At 71.7% G+C, this 18,920-nt stretch carries 21 protein-coding genes and 2 tRNA genes; 8 read left to right on the top strand and 15 right to left on the bottom strand.

Annotated elements, in window-relative coordinates; genetic code table 11:
• The 5 genes from ABT367_RS34300 to ABT367_RS34280 all read right to left on the bottom strand — a co-directional run.
• On the bottom strand, positions 1–1,510 hold a 1,510-nt coding region (locus ABT367_RS34300; RefSeq protein WP_352257189.1), incomplete at its 3' end, for a glycosyltransferase family 39 protein.
• On the bottom strand, positions 1,507–2,979 hold the full coding sequence (locus tag ABT367_RS34295; RefSeq protein WP_352257188.1) for a bifunctional glycosyltransferase family 2/GtrA family protein: 1,473 nt from the start codon (positions 2,977–2,979) through the stop codon (positions 1,507–1,509). The genes ABT367_RS34295 and ABT367_RS34300, both read right to left, overlap by 4 nt.
• Positions 2,980–3,004: 25 nt before the next feature.
• Entirely contained in the window at positions 3,005–4,558 is a 1,554-nt protein-coding gene (locus ABT367_RS34290) for a sensor histidine kinase (protein WP_352257187.1), read from the bottom strand.
• Complete coding sequence (locus ABT367_RS34285) at positions 4,555–5,370, bottom strand: response regulator transcription factor (protein ID WP_352257186.1); 816 nt, start codon at positions 5,368–5,370, stop codon at positions 4,555–4,557. Before ABT367_RS34285 ends, ABT367_RS34290 begins: the two co-directional genes overlap by 4 nt.
• 194 nt (positions 5,371–5,564) lie before the next feature.
• Entirely contained in the window at positions 5,565–6,485 is a 921-nt protein-coding gene (locus ABT367_RS34280; protein WP_352257185.1) for a DUF2797 domain-containing protein, read from the bottom strand.
• A gap of 19 nt (positions 6,486–6,504) precedes the next feature.
• Between ABT367_RS34280 and ABT367_RS34275 the strand changes: the two genes are divergently transcribed.
• The gene (locus tag ABT367_RS34275; protein ID WP_352257184.1) at positions 6,505–7,152 is read left to right on the top strand and encodes a putative glycolipid-binding domain-containing protein; all 648 of its coding nucleotides are present in this window, start codon (positions 6,505–6,507) and stop codon (positions 7,150–7,152) included.
• 33 nt (positions 7,153–7,185) lie between these two features.
• Here ABT367_RS34275 and ABT367_RS34270 read toward each other — a convergent pair whose 3' ends face one another.
• From ABT367_RS34270 to ABT367_RS34250, 5 genes are all read right to left on the bottom strand, one after another.
• A complete protein-coding gene (locus ABT367_RS34270) occupies positions 7,186–7,533 on the bottom strand; it encodes a DUF1330 domain-containing protein (protein WP_352257183.1) in 348 nt (115 codons plus the stop codon).
• 146 nt (positions 7,534–7,679) lie between these two features.
• Complete coding sequence (locus tag ABT367_RS34265; protein WP_352257182.1) at positions 7,680–8,357, bottom strand: hypothetical protein; 678 nt, start codon at positions 8,355–8,357, stop codon at positions 7,680–7,682.
• Between the two features lie 41 nt (positions 8,358–8,398).
• Complete coding sequence (locus ABT367_RS34260; RefSeq protein WP_352257181.1) at positions 8,399–9,109, bottom strand: signal protein; 711 nt, start codon at positions 9,107–9,109, stop codon at positions 8,399–8,401.
• Between the two features lie 52 nt (positions 9,110–9,161).
• On the bottom strand, positions 9,162–9,377 hold the full coding sequence (locus ABT367_RS34255; RefSeq protein WP_352257180.1) for a hypothetical protein: 216 nt from the start codon (positions 9,375–9,377) through the stop codon (positions 9,162–9,164).
• Between the two features lie 124 nt (positions 9,378–9,501).
• On the bottom strand, positions 9,502–9,771 hold the full coding sequence (locus ABT367_RS34250) for a DUF1905 domain-containing protein (protein ID WP_352257179.1): 270 nt from the start codon (positions 9,769–9,771) through the stop codon (positions 9,502–9,504).
• Positions 9,772–9,903: 132 nt separating this feature from the next.
• Here ABT367_RS34250 and ABT367_RS34245 point away from each other — a divergent pair, with 132 nt between their 5' ends.
• Entirely contained in the window at positions 9,904–10,923 is a 1,020-nt protein-coding gene (locus ABT367_RS34245; RefSeq protein ID WP_434975607.1) for a tetratricopeptide repeat protein, read from the top strand.
• 4 nt (positions 10,924–10,927) lie between these two features.
• Here ABT367_RS34245 and ABT367_RS34240 read toward each other — a convergent pair whose 3' ends face one another.
• Positions 10,928–11,176: a GntR family transcriptional regulator gene (locus ABT367_RS34240; protein ID WP_352257178.1), complete on the bottom strand. Its 249-nt coding sequence runs from the start codon at positions 11,174–11,176 to the stop codon at positions 10,928–10,930.
• Positions 11,177–11,321: 145 nt separating this feature from the next.
• On the opposite strand from ABT367_RS34240, the gene ABT367_RS34235 reads away from it, so the two are divergent.
• Both ABT367_RS34235 and ABT367_RS34230 read left to right on the top strand, forming a co-directional pair.
• Complete coding sequence (locus tag ABT367_RS34235; RefSeq protein WP_352257177.1) at positions 11,322–11,636, top strand: hypothetical protein; 315 nt, start codon at positions 11,322–11,324, stop codon at positions 11,634–11,636.
• Position 11,637: 1 nt separating this feature from the next.
• A complete protein-coding gene (locus tag ABT367_RS34230; protein WP_352257176.1) occupies positions 11,638–11,925 on the top strand; it encodes a hypothetical protein in 288 nt (95 codons plus the stop codon).
• Between the two features lie 30 nt (positions 11,926–11,955).
• Here the strand turns inward: ABT367_RS34230 and ABT367_RS34225 are convergent, their stop codons facing one another.
• A complete protein-coding gene (locus tag ABT367_RS34225; RefSeq protein ID WP_352257175.1) occupies positions 11,956–13,089 on the bottom strand; it encodes a MerR family transcriptional regulator in 1,134 nt (377 codons plus the stop codon).
• 80 nt (positions 13,090–13,169) lie between these two features.
• On the opposite strand from ABT367_RS34225, the gene ABT367_RS34220 reads away from it, so the two are divergent.
• Positions 13,170–13,925 carry a DUF4352 domain-containing protein gene (locus ABT367_RS34220; RefSeq protein ID WP_352257174.1) on the top strand — a complete coding sequence of 252 codons (756 nt, stop codon included), beginning with the start codon at positions 13,170–13,172 and terminating at the stop codon, positions 13,923–13,925.
• Between the two features lie 117 nt (positions 13,926–14,042).
• Positions 14,043–14,573 carry a GNAT family N-acetyltransferase gene (locus ABT367_RS34215; RefSeq protein WP_352257173.1) on the top strand — a complete coding sequence of 177 codons (531 nt, stop codon included), beginning with the start codon at positions 14,043–14,045 and terminating at the stop codon, positions 14,571–14,573.
• Between the two features lie 190 nt (positions 14,574–14,763).
• Here the strand turns inward: ABT367_RS34215 and ABT367_RS34210 are convergent.
• From ABT367_RS34210 to ABT367_RS34200, 3 genes are all read right to left on the bottom strand, one after another.
• Positions 14,764–14,836, bottom strand: a tRNA-Arg gene (locus tag ABT367_RS34210).
• Positions 14,837–14,974: 138 nt separating this feature from the next.
• Entirely contained in the window at positions 14,975–15,487 is a 513-nt protein-coding gene (locus ABT367_RS34205; protein ID WP_352257172.1) for a DinB family protein, read from the bottom strand.
• 95 nt (positions 15,488–15,582) lie between these two features.
• A tRNA-Ser gene (locus ABT367_RS34200) sits at positions 15,583–15,673 on the bottom strand.
• 177 nt (positions 15,674–15,850) lie between these two features.
• Here ABT367_RS34200 and ABT367_RS34195 point away from each other — a divergent pair.
• Both ABT367_RS34195 and ABT367_RS34190 read left to right on the top strand, forming a co-directional pair.
• Positions 15,851–16,324: an SSI family serine proteinase inhibitor gene (locus ABT367_RS34195; protein ID WP_434975606.1), complete on the top strand. Its 474-nt coding sequence runs from the start codon at positions 15,851–15,853 to the stop codon at positions 16,322–16,324.
• Positions 16,325–16,583: 259 nt separating this feature from the next.
• A partial coding sequence (locus ABT367_RS34190; protein ID WP_352257171.1) for a PAS domain-containing protein occupies positions 16,584–18,920 on the top strand: 2,337 nt, incomplete at its 3' end.

Raw genomic sequence — 18,920 nt, 5'->3', positions numbered from 1 at the left:
CCCGCCCGCCCGCCACCGCCGGCCCCGCCGTCACGATCGACCCGCTGTGGCCCTCGGCGAGCGTCGTCCAGGTGTACGCGACCGGCCCGGCCAGGCCCGCGAAGAGCCCCAACCCGGCGGCGGCGAGCGCCACTTGGCGCCCGAGGCGAGCCGCGACCAGCACGGCGGCCGCTCCCAGTACGCCCGCGAACAGCACGGCCCAGCGCAGCCACGGCACATAGTCCGCAGAACGGCCGAGCAGCACGTACGACCACCAGGCCGTCCCCGCGACCGTCACGGCCAGGGTCCCGCAGGCCCACAGCCGGCCGCGCTCCTCCCACAGCACCGAAGCACCCATGCCGACGAGGGCGGCGATGTACGGGGCGAGGGCCACGGTGTAGTACTCGTGGAAGATCCCCTGCATGAAACTGAACACCACGGCGGTGATCAGCAGCGCGCCGCCCCAGGCCAGGAAGGCCGCGCGGGCCGTGTCCGTGCGCGGGGCGCGCCGGGTCAGCCACAGGCCCGCGAACAGCAGGAGCAGCGCGGCCGGGAGCAGCCAGGCGATCTGACCGCCGATGTTCGAGGCGAAGAGCCGGTCGATCCCCGTGGTTCCCCAGCCCCCACCCGGTCCGCCGCCACCACCGACGCTTCCGGTCTCCTCGCCGTTCAGGCGCCCGAGCCCGTTGTAGCCGAAGGTCAGTTCAAGGAAGGAGTTGTTCTGCGAGCCGCCGATGTACGGGCGGGAGGCGGCCGGCCACAGCTCCACGATCGCGACCCACCAGCCGCCGGAGACCACCAACGCCAGGGTCGACAGGGCGAGTTGGCCGAGTCGCTTCCGTAGCGGCACCGGCGCGCACACCCCGTACAGCAGAGCGAGCGGCGGCAGGATGAGGAAGGCCTGAAGCGTCTTGGCCAGGAACGCGAACCCGACCGCGACCCCCGCCCACACCAGCCACTTGGTGCGCCCGTGCTCGAGCGCCCGGAGCACTCCGTACACGGCGACCGTCATCAGCAACGCGAGCAGCGCGTCGGGGTTGTTGAAGCGGAACATCAGCGCGGCGACCGGGGTCGTCGCGAAGACGGCGACCGCCAGGAGCCCCGCGCCCGCCGGGAACCGCCGCCGCACGGCCCCGTACAGGACGGCCGCCGTCGCCACGGCCATCAGCACCTGGGGCAGGAGAATCTGCCAGGAGCCGAGGCCGAAGATCCGTACGGACAAGGCCATCGGCCACAAGGCGGCCGGCGGCTTGTCGACCGTGATGGCGTTCGCGGCGTCCGATGAGCCGAAGAAGAAGGCCTTCCAGCTTTCGCTGCCGGCCTGGACGGCGGCGGAGTAGAAGGAGTTGGCGTAGCCGGAGGCGCTCAGGTTCCAGGTGTAGAGCGCGGCGATGGCGAGGAGCAGGACGAGGAGCGCGGGCCGTGCCCAGCGCGGGTCTTCGGGCCGCCCTCTCCACATCCTGTGGACGAGGGAGGCGTCGCGGCGGCGGTGCGCCGGAGCGGTCACGAGGGTCGGGACGGTGCTGGTCATCGGTGCTCCATGGAGTTATCCACAGGTCGGGCGGGGGCGGCGCTCGGGCGATAGCCTGGAAAGGGCTTCGGCCCCCGGGCGGGAGGGGACTGGTCTCCCCGGGTGGGCGGGCATTGGTCTCCCCGAGCGGGAGGGGACTGGTCTCCCCTGGTGGACGGGCCTTGGCCTCCCCGAACGGCCTGGGACCGGCCACCCCGAGCGGCCTGGGCCCGGCCACCCCGAGCAGGTGGGCACTGGTCCGGGAAGACCCAGACCCGGAAAAGCAGAAACCTCAGCACCGTCGCCGCCGCATTCGCCGCGATCAGCACGATCAGCTCGGTGGTGTGCGACGGATGCCCCACCGCCGAGTCGAGCGCCGCGAGCGAACCGCTGGTCAAGGCGAGCCCGATGGCGAACACCACGAGCCCCTGCGCCTGGTGGCGTACGGCGCGTTCCCGGCCGCGTACGCCGAAGGTGAGCCGGCGGTTGGCGGCGGTGTTGGCGACGGCCGAGACGAGGAGGGCCGCGGCGTTGGCCGGCTGGGCGCCCATGCCCGTACGGAATGCCGAGTACAGCAGGAGATAGAAGAGGGTCGAAAGCGCCCCGACCACACAGAAGCCGACCAGCTGGCGCGCCAACCCCCCGGGTACACCGGCCAGTTGGCGGTCCCGCGGATCGTCGCCGAACGGGCGCGCGAGGCGGTCGAGGGGGAGTGCGCCGACCGCGAGGGCGCGGCCCACGCGCCATACGCCGAGCAGATCCTCGGTGGCCGTCCGCAGGATGTGGACGGTCGAATCAGGGTCGTCGACCCAGTCCACCGGCACCTCGTGGATCCTGAGCCCCGCCCGCTCGGCGAGCACGAGCAGCTCCGTGTCGAAGAACCAGCCCGTGTCCTCGACCATCGGAAGCAGCCGCTCGGCCACATCGCGCCGGATCGCCTTGAAACCGCACTGGGCGTCGGAGAAGCGCGCCCGCAGCGAACCGCGCAGGATCAGGTTGTACGTACGCGAGATGAACTCCCGCTTGGGCCCGCGCACCACCCGCGAGCTGCGCGCGAGCCGCGAGCCGATCGCCAGGTCCGAGTGCCCCGAGATCAGCGGGGCGACCAGCGGGAGCAGTGCGTTGAGGTCCGTGGACAGGTCCACGTCCATGTACGCGAGGACCGGCGCGTCGGAACGTGACCACACGGCCCGCAGCGCACGGCCGCGGCCCTTGGCGTCGAGCCGGTGGCTCTCGACCTCGTCGATCGACTCGGCGAGGCGCGCGGCGATCTGCGGCGTGCGGTCGGTGCTCGCGTTGTCCGCGATCGTGATCCGGAAGCCGTACGGGAAGGTCTCCACCAAGTGGTCGTGGAGCCTGCGGACACAGGGTTCGAGGTCCTTCTCCTCGTTGTGGACGGGGACGACGACGTCGAGGACCGGTGTTCCCCTGACCTCGGCGGGCAGATGCCGCCGCACCGGCAGGGTTTCCGGGCGAGATTCGCTTGGCATGCCATGACACTCGCCAAGGGCCCTGTCACAGCAGTGTGGTGAGGCTGTCCTCTGCCTGTGAGTGATCGGCTGCGGGGGTGGCCGCGGAGACGGTTCCTGGCAACTCGACGGTGAAGAGAGTGCGTCCGGGCACGCTCTCGACGTGCACGCTCCCGCCATGTGCGGTCACGACCGCCCGTACGATCGCGAGCCCGAGCCCCGTCGAACCCGCGCCTGCCGCACCTGCCGTGCGGGCGCGTGAGGCATCGCCGCGGGCGAAGCGCTCGAAGACATACGGCAGCAACTCGGCCGGAATGCCCGGCCCGTTGTCCTCGACCTCGATCCTGGACCGACGGCCCGGCCGGACGCGCACGGTGACCACCGTCCCGGCCGGTGTGTGGGTGCGGGCGTTGGCCAGCAGGTTGACCAGGACCTGGTGCAGCCGTGCCGGATCGGCCCGTACGAGGGCGGGATCGTCGGGCAGTTCGAGGCGCCACATATGAGCGGTGCCCACCGCCCGCGCATCGCTCACGGCGTCAACCACCAGTACGGACAGGTCGGTTGGCTCGTAAGAGAGCGGCCTGCCCGGCCCGCTGCCGCCGCCACTGTGGCTGTCACTGTCGAGTCGGGCGAGCAGCAGCAGATCCTCGACGAGGACCGTCATCCGGGTCGCCTCGGACTCGATCCGGCCGAGGGCGCGGCGGGTGTCGGGGCCGGTCTCCTCGCGGCCGCGGCGCGTGAGCTCGGCGTATCCCCGTATCGAGGCGAGCGGAGTCCGCAGCTCATGGCTGGCGTCGGCGACGAACTGCCGCACCCGCGTCTCGCTGTCCTGGCGCACCCGCAGCGCGTCGTGCACATGGTCGAGCATGCGGTTGAGGGCGGCGCCGACCTGGCCGACCTCGGTGCGCGGGTCGGCGTCGGGTACGCGTTCGTGCAGTGCGGGTTCGCCGCTGTGCAGCGGGAGTTCGGAGACGCGGGTGGCGGTGGCGGCGACCCTGGTGAGCGGGCGCAGCGCCACGCCGACCATGACGGCGCCGGCGATGGTAGCGGCGACCAGACCGGCGCCGGCCACACACAGCTCGACCACGACCAAGGTGCTGATCGTGTCGTCGACCGAGGAGGTGGACATGCCGACGAGCAGGTCGCCGTGTTCTCCGCCCGAGGTGTACGCGACGCGGTAGTCGCCGAGGCCCGGCAGCGAGACGGTGTGCGGGCCGCCGTCCTTGGACACCCCGTCCAGGGCGGCCGTCTGGTCCGCGGTGAGGTCGGTGACCTCGGCCCGTCCCTGGGAGTCGCTGCTCTGCGCGCTGATCGCGGCCCGCTGCACCCGGCCGTCCTGGACGGTCGCGCCGATCGTGCCGAAGTCCTGTCCGGGGAGCGTGAGGAACGTGAGCGGGTCCGTCGGCGCGTTCACCGGGTGCTCGCCCTGCGGCGGTCCGCCCGCGCGCCGGGCCAGCTCGGAGAGCTGCGTGTCCAACTGCTCGTACAGATAGGACCTGAGCGCGACCGCCGTCACCGTACCGATGACGGCGCACACCACCGCGATCAGCGCGACCGCGGAGACGACCAGCCGGGTCCGCAGCGATCGCGGCGGTCTCATCGCGCGCCGGCTCCCACGGGGACCTCGGCGGGCTTCGCGGCGGCCTGGGCAGCGGTTCCGGCGGGCTTGACGGCGGTCTCGGCGGGCTTGATCAGATAGCCGGCACCGCGCCGTGTGTGGATCATCGGCGGCCGTCCGGCGTCGAGCTTCTTCCTGAGATACGAGATGTAGAGCTCCACGACGTTCGCCTTGCCGCCGAAGTCGTAACTCCATACGCGGTCGAGGATCTGCGCCTTGCTGAGCACCCGGCGCGGATTGCGCATCAGATACCTGAGCAGCTCGAACTCGGTCGCGGTGAGCTGGATCTGCTCGCCGCCGCGTGTGACCTCGTGGCTGTCCTCGTCGAGCGTCAGGTCCCCGACGGTGAGCAGCGATTCGCTCCGCTTGGCGGCCGCGCCTGACCTGCGGATCAGACCGCGCAGCCGGGCCACGACCTCCTCCAGGCTGAACGGCTTGGTGACGTAGTCGTCACCGCCCGCCGTGAGCCCGGCGATCCGGTCCTCCACCGCGTCCTTGGCGGTCAGGAAGAGTACGGGGACGTCGGGGGAGTCGGCGCGTACGCGGCCCAGGACGGTGAGCCCGTGCATGTCGGGCAGCATCACGTCGAGGATCACGGCATCGGGCCGGAAGGAGCGTGCGGCCCGGATGGCGCTCGCGCCGTCGTGCGCGGTGCGCACCTCCCAGCCCTCGTAGCGCAGCGCCATGGCGAGCAGCTCGGTGATCGAGGCCTCGTCGTCCACGACAAGCACCCGCACGGGAGAGCCGTCCGGCCTGAACAGTTCGGTACGTGTGTCGCTCTTGATGGGGGCCATGGTGACGACCCTGGCGGGGGCCTGTGAGAGCTGTCTGACGCGAATCTGTGAATTCCCTGAGAAACGGGTGAGGGGGCGGGCGGGGGGGCGGCTCGGGCTCCGTCTCGGGGCTCGGGGCTCCGTCTCGGGCTCGGGGCTCCGTCTCGGGCTCGGGGCTCGGGGCTCGGGGCTCCATCTCGGCTCGGGGCTCGGGCTCAGAACAACCCGTCCTGCACCCCGCCCAACTCCATCGTCGGTACCGTCACCACGGCGCCGCCGCCCACGACGGCCTCGACCGCCTCGACCGCCTCGACAGATTCGACAGATTCGACGGCCTCGAGTCGCCAGCCGCCCAGCAGGCGCCCGTCCAGGACGAGGCCGCGGCCCGTGTCGAGGTGCAGATCGGGGCCCGCGGCCGCGACGAGGCGGCCCGCCACGACGCCCCCGTCGACGAGCTCCCGTACCACCGAAGCGGCCTGTACGAGCCCCGCCAGACCGAACTCCTCACGGTGGTCGACCACTTCACACGCTGCCGCGGTCATCGACTCGGGCCAGCCCGCGAGCCCCACCGCCCGCGCATGGGCCCGCCCCAGCTCCGCCGCCCACTCGTCCGCCGGCGGCAGCGAGGCCCGCACCGCCCTCTTCTTCGCGTACGGAATCCGGTCCGGCACCCCCAGCGCCACCCCCACCAGCTCCTCCACCCGCCGCGCCGCCATCAGCGGGCCGCGGCCGAGCCAGGTGAACGCGACCGCTCCCTGTTCCAGGAGCCGCGCCGAGCCGCGCTCGTCCGCGGTGATCCCCACTTTGACGAGCCCCGGACCGAAGGCGGCGAGATAGACGGCGTACGGCCGCGGATCATCGGCCATCGTGTCGGCGGCGACGGAGTAGGACCGGTCGATACGGGCGCACTCCTCGCACTGCGCACGGGTCCCCCGGGACGGCACCGCGGCCCCGGTCGGACACGGCGTGCGCCGCCGCCCCCGGCGCACCCCGAGGCACCGCCGCCCGCCCCGGGCCACGAACCCGAGCTCCTGTCCGTACACAAGGAGGCTCTCGCGCTCGCCGCGCCCGTCCCCGAACCATCCGAGAGCGGGCCGCCCGCCGCTCCACCGCACCCCTGTGCACCACCACGCCATGGGCCCCATCCTGGTACCCATGACTGACAGTCGCGTTCCGCCGCCCGGCCCGGCTCGCGCTCCGACGGCCGACCGGGCCGGCGTTCCGTCCCCCGATCCGGTGCGCGTCCTGACCTGGCAGGTGACGGAGACCGGCGGCTTCGAGACGGCCTGGGTGACCGCGACGGGCCCCCGCTCCTTCTCGGCCCGCGGCCGCGTCTTCGCCGCGCTCCCGCACCCGTACTGGCTCTCGTACGAGCTGGAGACGGGCCCGGACTGGATCACGCGCCGGCTGACCGTGACGGCCGAAACGGCCGAGGCGACCGTGCACTTGGACCTGCGCCGGGACGACGGCTCCGGCGACTGGACGGCGAACGGCGTTCCGCTCCCTTGGGCGGACCCCGACACCCTGGACTGCGACCTGGGCCTGTCACCGCTCACCAACACGATGCCGGTCCTGCGGCACGATCTGCACCGCGCACCGGGCAGCCACGACTACCGGATGGTCTGGGTATCGGTCCCGGACCTGACGGTGCACGCGTCACCGCAGACGTACACCCATACCGGCCCGGGCCCGGCAGGCACCCGTGTGCACTTCGCCTCGGGCGACTTCACCAGCGACGTGGAGTTCGACGAGGCCGGCTTCGTCACGAGCTACGTGGACCTGGCCCACCGGCTCAGCCCTTGAGGAACCAGCCGTGGAGGGACGGCCCTTGATGATCTAGCTCTTCAGGAACTCCCGCAGCCCGGCGGCGGTCTTCGTCGCGTCATATCCCTCGGGAACCCCGGGGACGAGAATGATGTCCCCGTCGAGGTGCCTCGACCGCAGGGGCACGATCTCCTGGTACGCGTCCGACTCCCACCAGGCCCGAGCCTCCTCGACCCCGGGGAACCCGATCATCACGACGTCCTCGTCCCAGCTGCCCTCGAGGACCTCGTGCGGCGTGACGTGCACGAGGAAGCGCCCGCCGTACGGCTCGAAGGTCCCGGGAATCCGCTCGATGTACTCGGCGATGTCCGGGTGCAGCTTCGCTGCCTTGTGCAGACGGGCGATGACGTACGCGGACATGGCGTCCTCCGGCTCTCGTGGCTTCCGCTCGTGGCTTCCGAGTGGGTACGCCTCGATGGTGGCAGCGGCCGAACGCGGGGTCGATTACCTGGCGGGTAAGTGACGCACGCCATGCCGCGACCGGGTCCGTGGCCGCTCGGCAGCCCTCAGCAGCACTGGTAGAAGAACTCCGCCTTCTCACCGTCCGGCGAGAGGAACAGATAACCCACCCCGGTGTCACCGAAGTTGACGTCGAACGGCAGGTTGCAGGAGTCGAACTGGGCGACCAGCTGCCAGCCCTCGGCCGGCGTGTAGTCGCCCTGGAGCCAGACCGGTACGACACCGGGCCCGCCGAGCTGGTCCATCCGGATGCTGCCTTCCGCATCCTTCTGCCGTGCCTCGACCGCCTCCTGGAGCCGCCACTCCCAGTCGTCCTCGTCCTCCCCTTCGACCGGCTCCAGCTGCCGCTCGGCCGCCTGCCTGGCCTCGGCGAAGTCCACCTCCTCCGCCACCCGGAGCAGGTGGGGCCGGTCCAGCTCGGTCGGTCCGGTGGCCGAGTCCCGTATCTCGAAGGACTCGGTGACATGACCGCCCGGCTGTACGACCGTGGCGTGCTCACCGCTGAAGCCGATGGCGAACAGGTAGACCGTCCGGTCCTTCCCTCCGCCGCCCTCCTGCGCCGGCACCTTGAACTGCCCCATGAACGGCGCGAGTTCGTCCTCATACGGATCGACCGGCCACTGCGGCCCTTCCACCCACACCGGCTGCCCACCCAGCCGGGTCCCCTCACCGGCCTCCCCCTCGACGTCACTCGCCGGGTGGTAGGTCGTGAAGCGGTAGCGCATGGGATCCTCCGTGCTTCCTGCGGGCCTGGTGGCCATCATCCCTACGCGGCCTCGACGTTGAGCGTGTAGTCCACGGCGACGGACAGGTCATCGGCCTCGCCGCGGATCTTCAAGGAGTGCGATCCGGCTTCCAGCGGCGGCAGTTGGACCCACAGGCCGCACCCCTTGGTGATCAGCGTCTGGTCGGTGTCGGTGACGGGGTTGCCCGCGACCCCTTCCACCATGATCCCTTCCATCGGGTGGGCCTGCGCTTCGAGTGCCTTGCCGTCCAGATGCGCCGACCCCTCGGCCTCCACCATGAAGACCGCGCAGTCCTGCTCGTCCGGGGACATCAGATTCGCCAGCGGAAAGGCCAGTTGGACGTTGTCGGGGACCGTGCAGGTGCGGCGTTCCTTGGTGCCGAAGCTGCCGGCGAGGAACCAGACGTCCCGCTTCTGGTTGCGCCCGCAGTCGCTGCCGTCCTTGTCCATCACGGGATTGGTCGCGGCAGGCTCGCGCGCCGCCCACGACCACCAGCGTCCCTGGAGCTCATCGGACGGCAGGGGCGTGAACGCCGGTCCCGACGAGGCCGCGGCGGACGGCTCGGCCGAGCTCTTGGCGGACGGTTCGGATGAGCTCTTCGCGGACGGCTCGGCCGAGCTCTTCGCATCGCCCGCACCCGAAGCTCCACCGCCACCGGACCCGCCGCACCCCGCCAACCCGACCATCAGCACCGCGGCAACCACGGCCGCCGCCCCGTCCTTGAACCCCATGCGTGCCTCCCCTGCACCACAAAGAGCGCAAGAGTAACCACAGGCGCGCGCCCTAGCGACGGTGGGGATCGCGGCGGTTCGGGGGGACCTCGAAGATGACGTCGGTGTAGCGGTAGGTCATCCGGTCGTCGTGCGCCTGCTCCCGCGCGTACTGCTCCGTGAGGAGGCCGTCGGCGTTCTCCGTACGGGAGTTGCGGCGCAGGACGACCACGATCAGAACGGCCACGATCGCGGCCATACCTCCGAGCAGCAGACCGATCTCGAGCATGTGAGCCCCACCCCTTGGACCTGCTCAGCCCCCGTGAGCAGGTCCGTGGGGTATCCCCCGGCCGAGGCCGCGCAAAACGCGGCGCTCGTGGGGGTCGGGTCTCCAGGTATCCGGATCTCCGGGGTCAGGTCTCCAGGCGTTCCTCGAGGCGGACGGTGACGGAGTCCCCCTCCTCCTTGCCGATCGCCTTGCGTACGTCCGCCTTCACCGGCAGCTTGTGCGTGCCGTCGCCCAGGGCCATGAACGAGCTCCGGAACGGATGACCGTCGATCGTGCCCCGCACTTTCACCAGCCCACGGGTGCCGAAGAACTCGGCAGCCTCAGGCCATACGACATAGGTCCAGCCGCCCTTGTTCGGGCTCTTCTGCAGGGTTGCGGTGAACTTCTTGTCCATGGGGATCCCGCCTGTTCCGTAGCAGTGGATGAGAAAGCGGCCCGCCTCACAGCCTGCCTCCGCTTTCGTATCGATCACCACTTGAGACCGGGGCGTCCGGGGAAACTCATCGGCCCCGGATATTCTCCGGCGGTGTCGAATCAGCCCCTGATCCAGCCGCCCGTCCCGTCGCCGCAGCAGTCGGTGACCGCGGCCGTCAGCCTCGCCGCCGTGCTGGCGCACTGCGGCGGAAGCCCGGCCGGCGCCGTGGAGTGGCTCGTACGGGCCATGGCCTCGGCCCCGTCGGACCCGGAGCCTTATGCCGCGCTCGCCGAGCTGAGGCGGGAGCGGCGCGCAGAACTGGACTCGGCGCTCCAAGGCAGCAGCACCTTGAGCGCCGTACTCGGGCAGGGCTACTTCTTCTTCCTCGACGGCGCGATGGACGACGCTGCCATGACCCTGGGCTCGGTCACGGGAGCCCGTCCCGACGTGGCCTGGGGCGCCGCGCCCTGGTTCGGTGACGCGCGCTTCCTCGCCGGTGTGAGGGCCGAGGCGCTGGCCGAGGCCTGTCTGCGCGTCCTGGACCCCGGCCACGACCTGGATTCGGAGGAGATGCGGCAGCGGTTCGCGCCCTGGTTCCACGCCCTCGACGTGGTGTCCGAGCGCAGCCCCGTACCGGATTCCCTCGCCGCCATGTCCCGTCTGCCCCGGGCCTGCGGGCACTACGAGCTGGCCTTCGCCCTGTGCGACCGGGCCGACGCCGCCGGCCGGAGCATGTGGACCGAGGTGGCACGGGCGAACACCTGGCGCGCGAAGGGTGACCTGGGCCGGACGGCGGCAGCCTTCGAACGGGCCCTGACCCTGGACCCCGCCAACTGGTCCCTCCACCTGGACCTCGCCGACGTACGCGCGGAACAAGGGGACTTCGCCGCCGCGGTGGCCCTTGCCGACGAGGGCCTGCGCCACGCACCGCACGAGGTCACGCTGCGCGCGGCGGGCGCCGCGTATCGCGCGCGTCTGTCCGGCTCACCGGAGGACCTGCGGACCCTGATCTCCCTGGCTCCCGGGCTCGGGAGCCCCGGCTACCGGGACGTATTGATCGCGTACGCGTGTGAGGGGGCGGGGCTGCCGGGCGGGCTCGTCGCGGAGGCCCGCGGCATCAGCGAAGGCTGAGCGGTCAGTCGGTGTCGGCCGGGCGCTCGGTGACGAAGGAGCCGAGGCCGACCTCCGCGCGGATCAGGCCTTCCGTCTTCAGGTGGGCCAGCACCTTCTGTGCCGTCGAGGCGGCGACTCCGAACTCGGTGGAGAGCTCCACCACGGACGGGACTCGCGACCCCACGGGGTAGGTGCCGTCAGCGATCCGGTCCGTGATCGTCGCGGCTACCTGGCGCCAGATGGGGCGCGTGCGATCGAGTTCCGCAGTCATGCGGTTGACGCTAAAAGACTGCGGTAGACCGTGCGACCGCAGTAGACTGCGGTAGACCGCGATGGATGGCCAGGAAAGACCCCCGCGACGGCTGCAACCGCCCGGGGGCGTGGCCACCAGCAAATCCGCTCCAGGAGCTGATGACATGACCGACCTTATCCACCGAATCACCGCATGGCTGTGGCAACCCGGCGTTCGCACCCAGGCCCGCCGCGGCGCCAACACACCGACATCCAGCCCCCGTTGGATCGCGCCCCGCATGGCCGCCCCCGCGCTCCCCACCCACCGCAGCCCCTACGGCCTGGACGACGCCGATCCGCTCCCCGGGGAAGCCACCGCCCTCGTACGCCCCTATCTCACCGCCGACGAACAACGCCGGCGTCGACGCGAACTCGTCCTCGCCACCCTTGGCATCGACGCCCCCGGCCCGTACTGGATCCACGGCATGGAGGTGGCGTGACGTGCTGCCGTACGAGGAAGGCGAGGCGGCCCGGCTGCTTCCGTGGAACGGGCCCGAGGGCAAGCCCTGTTACCTGATCGGCGACGACACCGGACCGGTCTCCCGTGTTGCCGACGCGACCGAGGCCGTCCAACTGGCCATGGGCGCCGAGCTGTTGACGTACACCCGGGGCATGCTCACGGACAGCGCCCACGCACCCGAACTCCGCTACCTCACCGAGCGCCTGGCCGAGGCTCTCGGCGACGCGCTGCGGATCGCCGAGAGCAGGGGCGCGCGGCTGCGGCCGTAGGACCTGCGGCCGGCGGACTGCGACGGCCGGTCAGGCCACGAGCAGACGGAGACCGAGTTCGGCCGCGTCGAGGGCGACGAGGTCGCGGTTGTGCTCGGCCCAGTACCCCGAGTGGAGGTCGGCGCGGAGCCGGGCCACCGCCCGCTGTTCGGCCTCCGGACCGACCCTGGTCCACACCGACACCGCACGCCGTACGTGCTCCTCCAGATACGCCTCCGGCCTGCGCCAGTGCGCCTCGAAGAAACCGTCCGCGCAGTCCCACGGAATCAGCACCGGCTCCGCACGGCCCCCGATCGCCTCGGTCAGGTCGGCCATCGAGGGCCAGTCGACGAGCAGACCGCCGAACTCCGGCAGGTAGTCGCGCGTGAGCCAGAACCGGTCGAGCCAGCCGGGCGTACTGGCGTCGTACGTGAACACCACCACCCGGCGGGCCACCCGCTGCATCTCGCGCAGCCCCGCCACCGGGTCCGGCCAGTGGTGGATGGTGCTGACCGCCATCGCGGCATCGAAGGACTGGTCCGCGAACGGAAGGCTCTCCGCACCCGCGGCCACACACGGCGCCGCGCCCGCAGGACGCTGAGCGCGCATGACGGCCGACGGTTCCACCGCCGTGACCTCACGGTCCGTGGGCTCGTAGGAACCGGTGCCGGCCCCGACGTTGAGTACGGTCCGCGCGTCCCCCAGCGCCTCCCAGATCCGCTCGGCGATCCGCGGCTCGGTGCGCCGCGTCGCCGGGTAGGCGGTCCCGATCTTCTCGTACAACTCCGGCCCGAACACCCTCAGTTGCTCCTCCGGCGTCGTCCTGAACCCCATCGCCCGTGCCTCCAGCTCCTTGTCGATGCCCGCCACCATGGCCGCCGTACGATCGCGCTGCTCGACGAGCAGGCCACGAAGGCGGCGCAGCCGCGCGACCGTGTCGGTGGCCGGGTCGTCGACGAGATCCGCGATCTCGCTCAGCCCGAAGCCGAGCCTCCGGTACGCGAGCACCTCCCTCAGCCGCTCCACATCGCCCGCCGCGTACGCCCGGTACCCGGCTGCCGTCCGCGCCGACGGCCGCACGAGCCCGATCCCGTCGTAGTGATGCAGCGTCCGCACACTCACCCCGGCCAACTCGGCCACACGCCCCACGCTCAAGTGCTCTTCCACGCACCGACCATGCGCCATGACGCCACGTGAGGGTCAAGGCCCGGGCGAGGCGGCCCGCCTCCGCCGCGAACGGACCGGGCGACCGTATAAGCGTGCTCATGAACGCTTCCCACCCGCCGCCCCCCGAGGGCAACGACCCCACCCCTGATCGGCCTCAGCAGTGGGGCCCCGGCACACCGCAACAGCCGCCACCGTGGAACGGCCGGCAGCAGCCCGGTCCCGGCTGGCAGCACCCCACGCCGCCGCCTCCGTACGGACATCCCCCTTACGGCGCGCCACCGCAGCCACCCAAGAAGAGCCCCTGGAAGTGGATCGCCCTGGGCTGTGGCGGTCTGCTGATCCTGGTGGTCGGCGGCTGCGCGGCCCTCCTCGCGTCCGTCGGCTCGGACGAGGGGAAGAAGCCCGCGAAGGTCACGTCGTCGGCGTCGGGCGCGCAGAAGGAGGAGACGGCCCCGGGCCAGGAGACCTTCCGTGTGGGCGACACGATCGCGGCCGACGGCTGGGAACTGAAGGTCAACAAGGTCATCGACCCGTTCGTCTCCGACAACCAGTTCTCCACCCCGGCGGCGGGCAAGCGGTTCATCGTCGTCGACCTGACCGTCCAGAACACCAAGGACCGGGCCCGTACGGCCAGTTCGTTCTTCACGAGCGAGGTACGGGACGAGGACGGCCGCGCCTACCGGCAGGCGATCGTGGTCGGCGTGGACCAGGCACCCGACGGCGAAGTGGCACCGGGCGAGCAGCGCACCGGACAGATGGCCTTCGAGGTTCCGGCGGACGCCCGGGCGCTGCGCCTCGACTACAGCACCGGACTCTTCCTGGGCGAACGCGTGGTCATCGACCTCACGGGGTGAGGGCGCACAGCCGCGCCTGCCGGAGGGCGAAGAGAAGGTCCCGGGGACGACCTCCTGGGACGCTCCACCGGAGCGGGACCATGGTCGGATCGCGCAGAGGGAACGGTGGAGGTGGCCGTGGTGGTGGCGGAGGAACCGGTGCGTCTTTCCGGACGGGGGCTGGTGCTGCGGGAGTGGGCCGATGCCGATCTGCCCGCCATGGTGCGGCTGTTCGACGAGCCCGAGATCGCCCGGCGCTCGCCGCTGGCCTCCCCGTTCGACCCGGACGCGGCCGCGGCGTACCTGGAGATGATCCGTCGCACTCGCGCCACCGGAGAGCGCCTGCACCTGGCCATCACCACCGACGGTGACACCCCGCTGGGCGAAGTGCTGCTCAACCGGTCCCGAGGCAGCATGGGCTACGCCGTGGGCGCCGCCCACCGTGGGCACCGCTTGGCCCTGCGCGCCGTGCAGTTGATGACCGAGTACGCCCATCGGGACCTCGGGCTCGCGCGCGTGGTCCTGCAGATCGAGCCGGACAACGTCGCCAGCACCGCCATCGCCGAAGCCGCCGGTTTCCGGCCCGCGGCCGACGAACCGGAGGAGGTCGAAGGCAAGGGTCGCCGCTACACCTTGCTGACCTGGGACCACCGCGCCCGCCCCACCTGAGACCGCGCGCAGCCGCAGCGACCCGCTCAGTGGGATGAGGAGGCAGCGGCGTGCCGGGCCACCTTCACCGCCGGGCCGGAGTACATGCCGCTTGCCATCCACACGTCCGGGACCGGGTCGGGGCCTGGCTCCTGACCCGTACGGGCAACGCAAAAGACCCCCGGATCATCTCCGGGGGCCTTCGACCATGTGCACTCGGCAGGATTCGAACCTGCAACCTTCTGATCCGTAGTCAGATGCTCTATCCGTTAAGCTACGAGTGCTTGTTCTGTTGTCCCGCTTCGGTGCTTTCGCCCCGCTCGCGGCGACAGGAAGAACATTACATGACTGCCGCCGCCATGTGAAATCCGTTTACCGCACCCCTTGCGACCTGCGGAAACAGCCGGATCCGCACAGTTGGCCTACACCCCCGTGACGCCGTCGATCCGCTCGCGGAGCAGGTCCGCGTGGCCGTTGTGGCGGGCGTACTCCTCGATCATGTGCACGTAGATCCAGCGCAGGCTGACGTCCTGGTCCATGAAGCGTCCGGTGGCGGTGAGCGGCCGGTCGGCGCAGAGGTCGCGGGCACGGTCCAGCTCCGCGCGCCAGGTCGCCAGAGCGGTGGCCAGCGTCGCGTCCGGGGCGAGGTCGAAGCCGCCGTCCGGGCCGTCCGGGTCCGCCTTCGGGTCGTGGATCGGCGGGGCCTGTTCGCCGGCGAAGACCCGGCGGAACCAGTTCCGCTCCACCTCCGCCATGTGCTGCACGAGCCCGATGAGCGTGAAGCCCGAAGGCGGTACGGAGGCGGTCGCGGCCTGAGCGTCGGACAGTCCCTCGCACTTCAGGGCGAGGGTCGCGCGGTGGAAGTCGAGCCAGCCGGCGAGCGTCGCCCGCTCATCGGCGTCGAAGGGCGGCAGGGGGCGGTTGATCGTGGTCATCCGGAGATCGTGGCATCTCCCACTGACAGTCCCGATACAAACGGAAACGACTCAGGGCGTCCGCTCCATAAGGAGTGGACGCCCTGATCAGAGTGCGGAGGCGGAGGGATTTGAACCCTCGATGGGATGTAAGTCCCAAACCGCATTAGCAGTGCGGCGCCATAGACCGGACTAGGCGACGCCTCCACGCACCTGCGCGAGCGCGTGGTGCGATGCAGATGATGACACAGCCGAGCGGGCTGTCACCAATCGCCCCCCACGGTACTAGGCACGTGGGCGGCAGGGCAAAGCATTGCCGCGGGTGCGCAACGTACGGGACCCGTAGGCGTTGAACAGGGTGTCCGCCCCACCCCTGGAGTCCCCATGTTGTTGCGCCGTCTCGCCGTCTCCGCCGTCGCGTCGCTCGCCGCGGTGGCCGTCGTGCCCACCGTCGCGGCCGCCGACGAACCCCCGGCGCACACGCTGCCCGAGCCGCAGCCCGATGTGCTGACCATCACGTCCGGGGACGGATCGGTGCTGCCGTACGAGACGTATGAACTCAGCTGCCTGCCCGACGGGAGCGGAGGCGGGAGTCACCCGCTGGCCGACGAGGCCTGTGCGCGGCTCGATGCGATGGCAGGCGAAGGGCGGGACCCGTTCGCGGCTGTGCCGGCGGACGCGATGTGCACGATGCAGTACGGCGGGCCCGAGACCGCCCGGATCACCGGGACCTGGCGTGGTCAGCAGGTCACGGCGGAGTTCGACCGGCGCAACGGGTGTGAGATCGGGCGGTGGAACCAGCTCGTGCCCGTACTGCCCGAGGCCTCGCCCGACTCGGCCGGCCCGCGCGTCTGGTGAGCGTCCGCAGTACGGTCGCGTGGCCCCGGTGAGCCCGGTCGCGGGCGCCCGCGTCCGCAGAGCGGTCACGGGCGTCCGGTGAAGGTGCTCGTCGCGTGCAGTCACACCTCCTCCGTGGCGCCTTCCTGGGATCTCCCTCTCATCCGGCGTCCCCAGCGCAACCGCTGCCCGTAGACTCCCTTGAGTGACATGCCACGGGCCGGGGGGAAAGCCGGGTCCGGGGGCACGCAAGGTGCGGTAACAGGGAGGACCCGTCGTCGTGAGCAGCAGGCCATCCCGAGGCGCTGCTCGCCTCGCAGCCATACTCGACGCCCTGCCCGACGCGCTGCTGCTCGTCAACGCCAACGGCACGGTGGTCAACGCCAACACGATCGCGCTCGACACGTTCGAGGCGCCGGGTACGGCTCTTGTGGGGCGGGGGCTGCTCGATCTCCTGCCCGCATTCGACTCGCGGCTGATCCCGGGGTCGATGCGGCGGCCCGACGCGGCCGATGAGCGCGGGCGGACCAAGCCGAAGCGGATGACCGCGCGGCGGACCGACGGCAGTGAACTGCCCGTCGAGGTGACCAGCGCGAATCTGGACGGACGTCAGGCGTACGAGAGCCAAGGCGCGTGGGGTGACGAGCTGTTGATGCTCGTCGTACGGGATCTTTCGGGCACCGTCGACACCGAGGCCGAACTCGCGCGCTCGCAGCGCCAGACCGAGATGATCCTGCGCGCCGCCGCCGAGGGCGTGGTCGGCACGGACACGGAGGGGCGGGTCGTCCTCGTCAATCCGGCCGCGGCCCAGATCCTCGGGTACCGGGCGTCCGATCTCGGCGGCAAGGAGCTGCACGCGCTCGTGCAGCACTCGCGCCCGGACGGTGAGCCCTTCCCGTACGAGGAGAGCCCGCTCGCCGACACCCTGCGCTCCGGCCGCAAGCACCGCGTGCGCGGGCAGGTCCTGTGGGCGAAGAACGGCAAGCCGGTCGCGGTCGATCTGACCACCGCTCCCGTACGCGACGGGGATCAGCTGGTCGGCGCGGTGCTCGCGTTCACCGACCGGCGGCCCTACGACGCCCTCCAGGAGCAGCTCGACCAGGAGCGGGCCGCGGCGCAGGAGAAGTACGAGGCGCTGGCGGCACAGGAGCAGGAGCGCTACGCCGAGCTGGAGTCCGCCTCGCGTGAGCGCTACGCGGATCTGCAGGAGCGGGAAGCCGCGCGCTACGAGCAGCTCGTCGAGCGGGAGCGCGAGCGCCACGAGCAGCTCGCCTCGCGCCATGCCCAGCTTCTTGCCGTGCTCGGTGAGTCGCTGCGCGGGCCGCTGGAGCAGCTGCGCGGGGAGCTCGGCGGCCTCGCCGCCGACCCGGCGGGCCAGCTCTGGCCCGAGGCCAACCAGATCCTGCACCACCTGGCCGCCGGCTATACGCGGATGACGACCCTCGTCGACAACGTCCTGAACTACCAGCTCCTCGACGACGGTTCGCACTCCCTGCACAAGGTGCCCGCGCTGCTCGACCGCGTCGTGACCGCCGGTGTCGAGGGTGCGGTGGATCTGATCGGGCCCGGGCGGGCCCAGTTCGCGGTGCACGCGCCGCCGATCGAGGCCGAGGTGGACGCCGGGCGGCTCGCCACGGCGCTCGCGCATCTGATCGCGGATGTCGCGGGGATCGACTCGACGGGCAATGCGCGGGCGGCCGACCCCGCGGCGGGTTATGTCGACTCCACGATCGTGGTGGCGGCGGCGCAGCGCGGTGAGGTCGTACGGATCGAGGTCCGCGGACCGTTCGCGGGCGGCGATCCGGTGCACGCACCGCTGGTGGCGGGCATCGTGCGGGCGCACGGTGGTGTGCTCCAGACGCATGAGGTGCCCGGCATGGGCGGGAGCGCGTTCGTCCTCGAAGTGCCGATCGGGTCGGGTGCGGGGACGGTCGAGGCGGCTCCGGCCGGGAGTCAACTGGCGCTGCCCGAACAGGCTTCGGCGCCCTCCGCCGACAGCACCGCGGAGGCGAGTGCGCCCGGGACCGGTGGGCGCAGGCGTGCGCGGCGGTCGTCCGTGGACTCCTTCCTCGACAACGGGCAGGGCCCCACGCCTGCGGAGCCTTCCGACGGCACGAGCGCCACGGAGCCGGCGGCCACACCGTCCGCGCCGACCGGGCGGCGGCGCCGGCGGGCCGTCGCGGCGGCCGAAGCAGCCGAGGCCGAGCGGGTGCCCGCGCAGAATTCCACCGATTCGGACGGTGACGGGTTCTCGGTGCCCGACGGGGCCGGGATCTCCGTGTCCGGTGGCGGCGGCGGTACGGGACGCCGGCGCCGCACGAGCAACCAGTCCCACCAGGACGTGAGCGCGGCCGAGGTCGCGCAGGGCTCGGTGGTGACCGCGGCCGAGCATGCCGCCGGGGCGCCCGCGGGTGCGCCGGGTCTCGGCGCGACCGTGCCGCCGCAGGGCGTGCCCGCGGGCGAGGCCGTGGCACCGACGGGGCGAAGGGCCCGGCGCGAGACGGCCGTTGCCGCGCTGCCGCCGGCCGGTACGGGTGGCGGGGAGACCCCCGTCGCCGAGGCGCAGCCGACCGGGCGGCGCCGCAGGGCGCTGGCCGCGGCCGCCGAGCGGGCCGCG

Origin of the sequence: Streptomyces mesophilus (assembly GCF_040300965.1) — a bacterium.
In the GTDB taxonomy this organism is placed as follows: Bacteria; Actinomycetota; Actinomycetes; order Streptomycetales; family Streptomycetaceae; genus Streptomyces; species Streptomyces mesophilus_A.
Note: the sequence above shows the minus strand (reverse complement) of the source record. Positions and strands in the feature narration are given on the sequence as shown.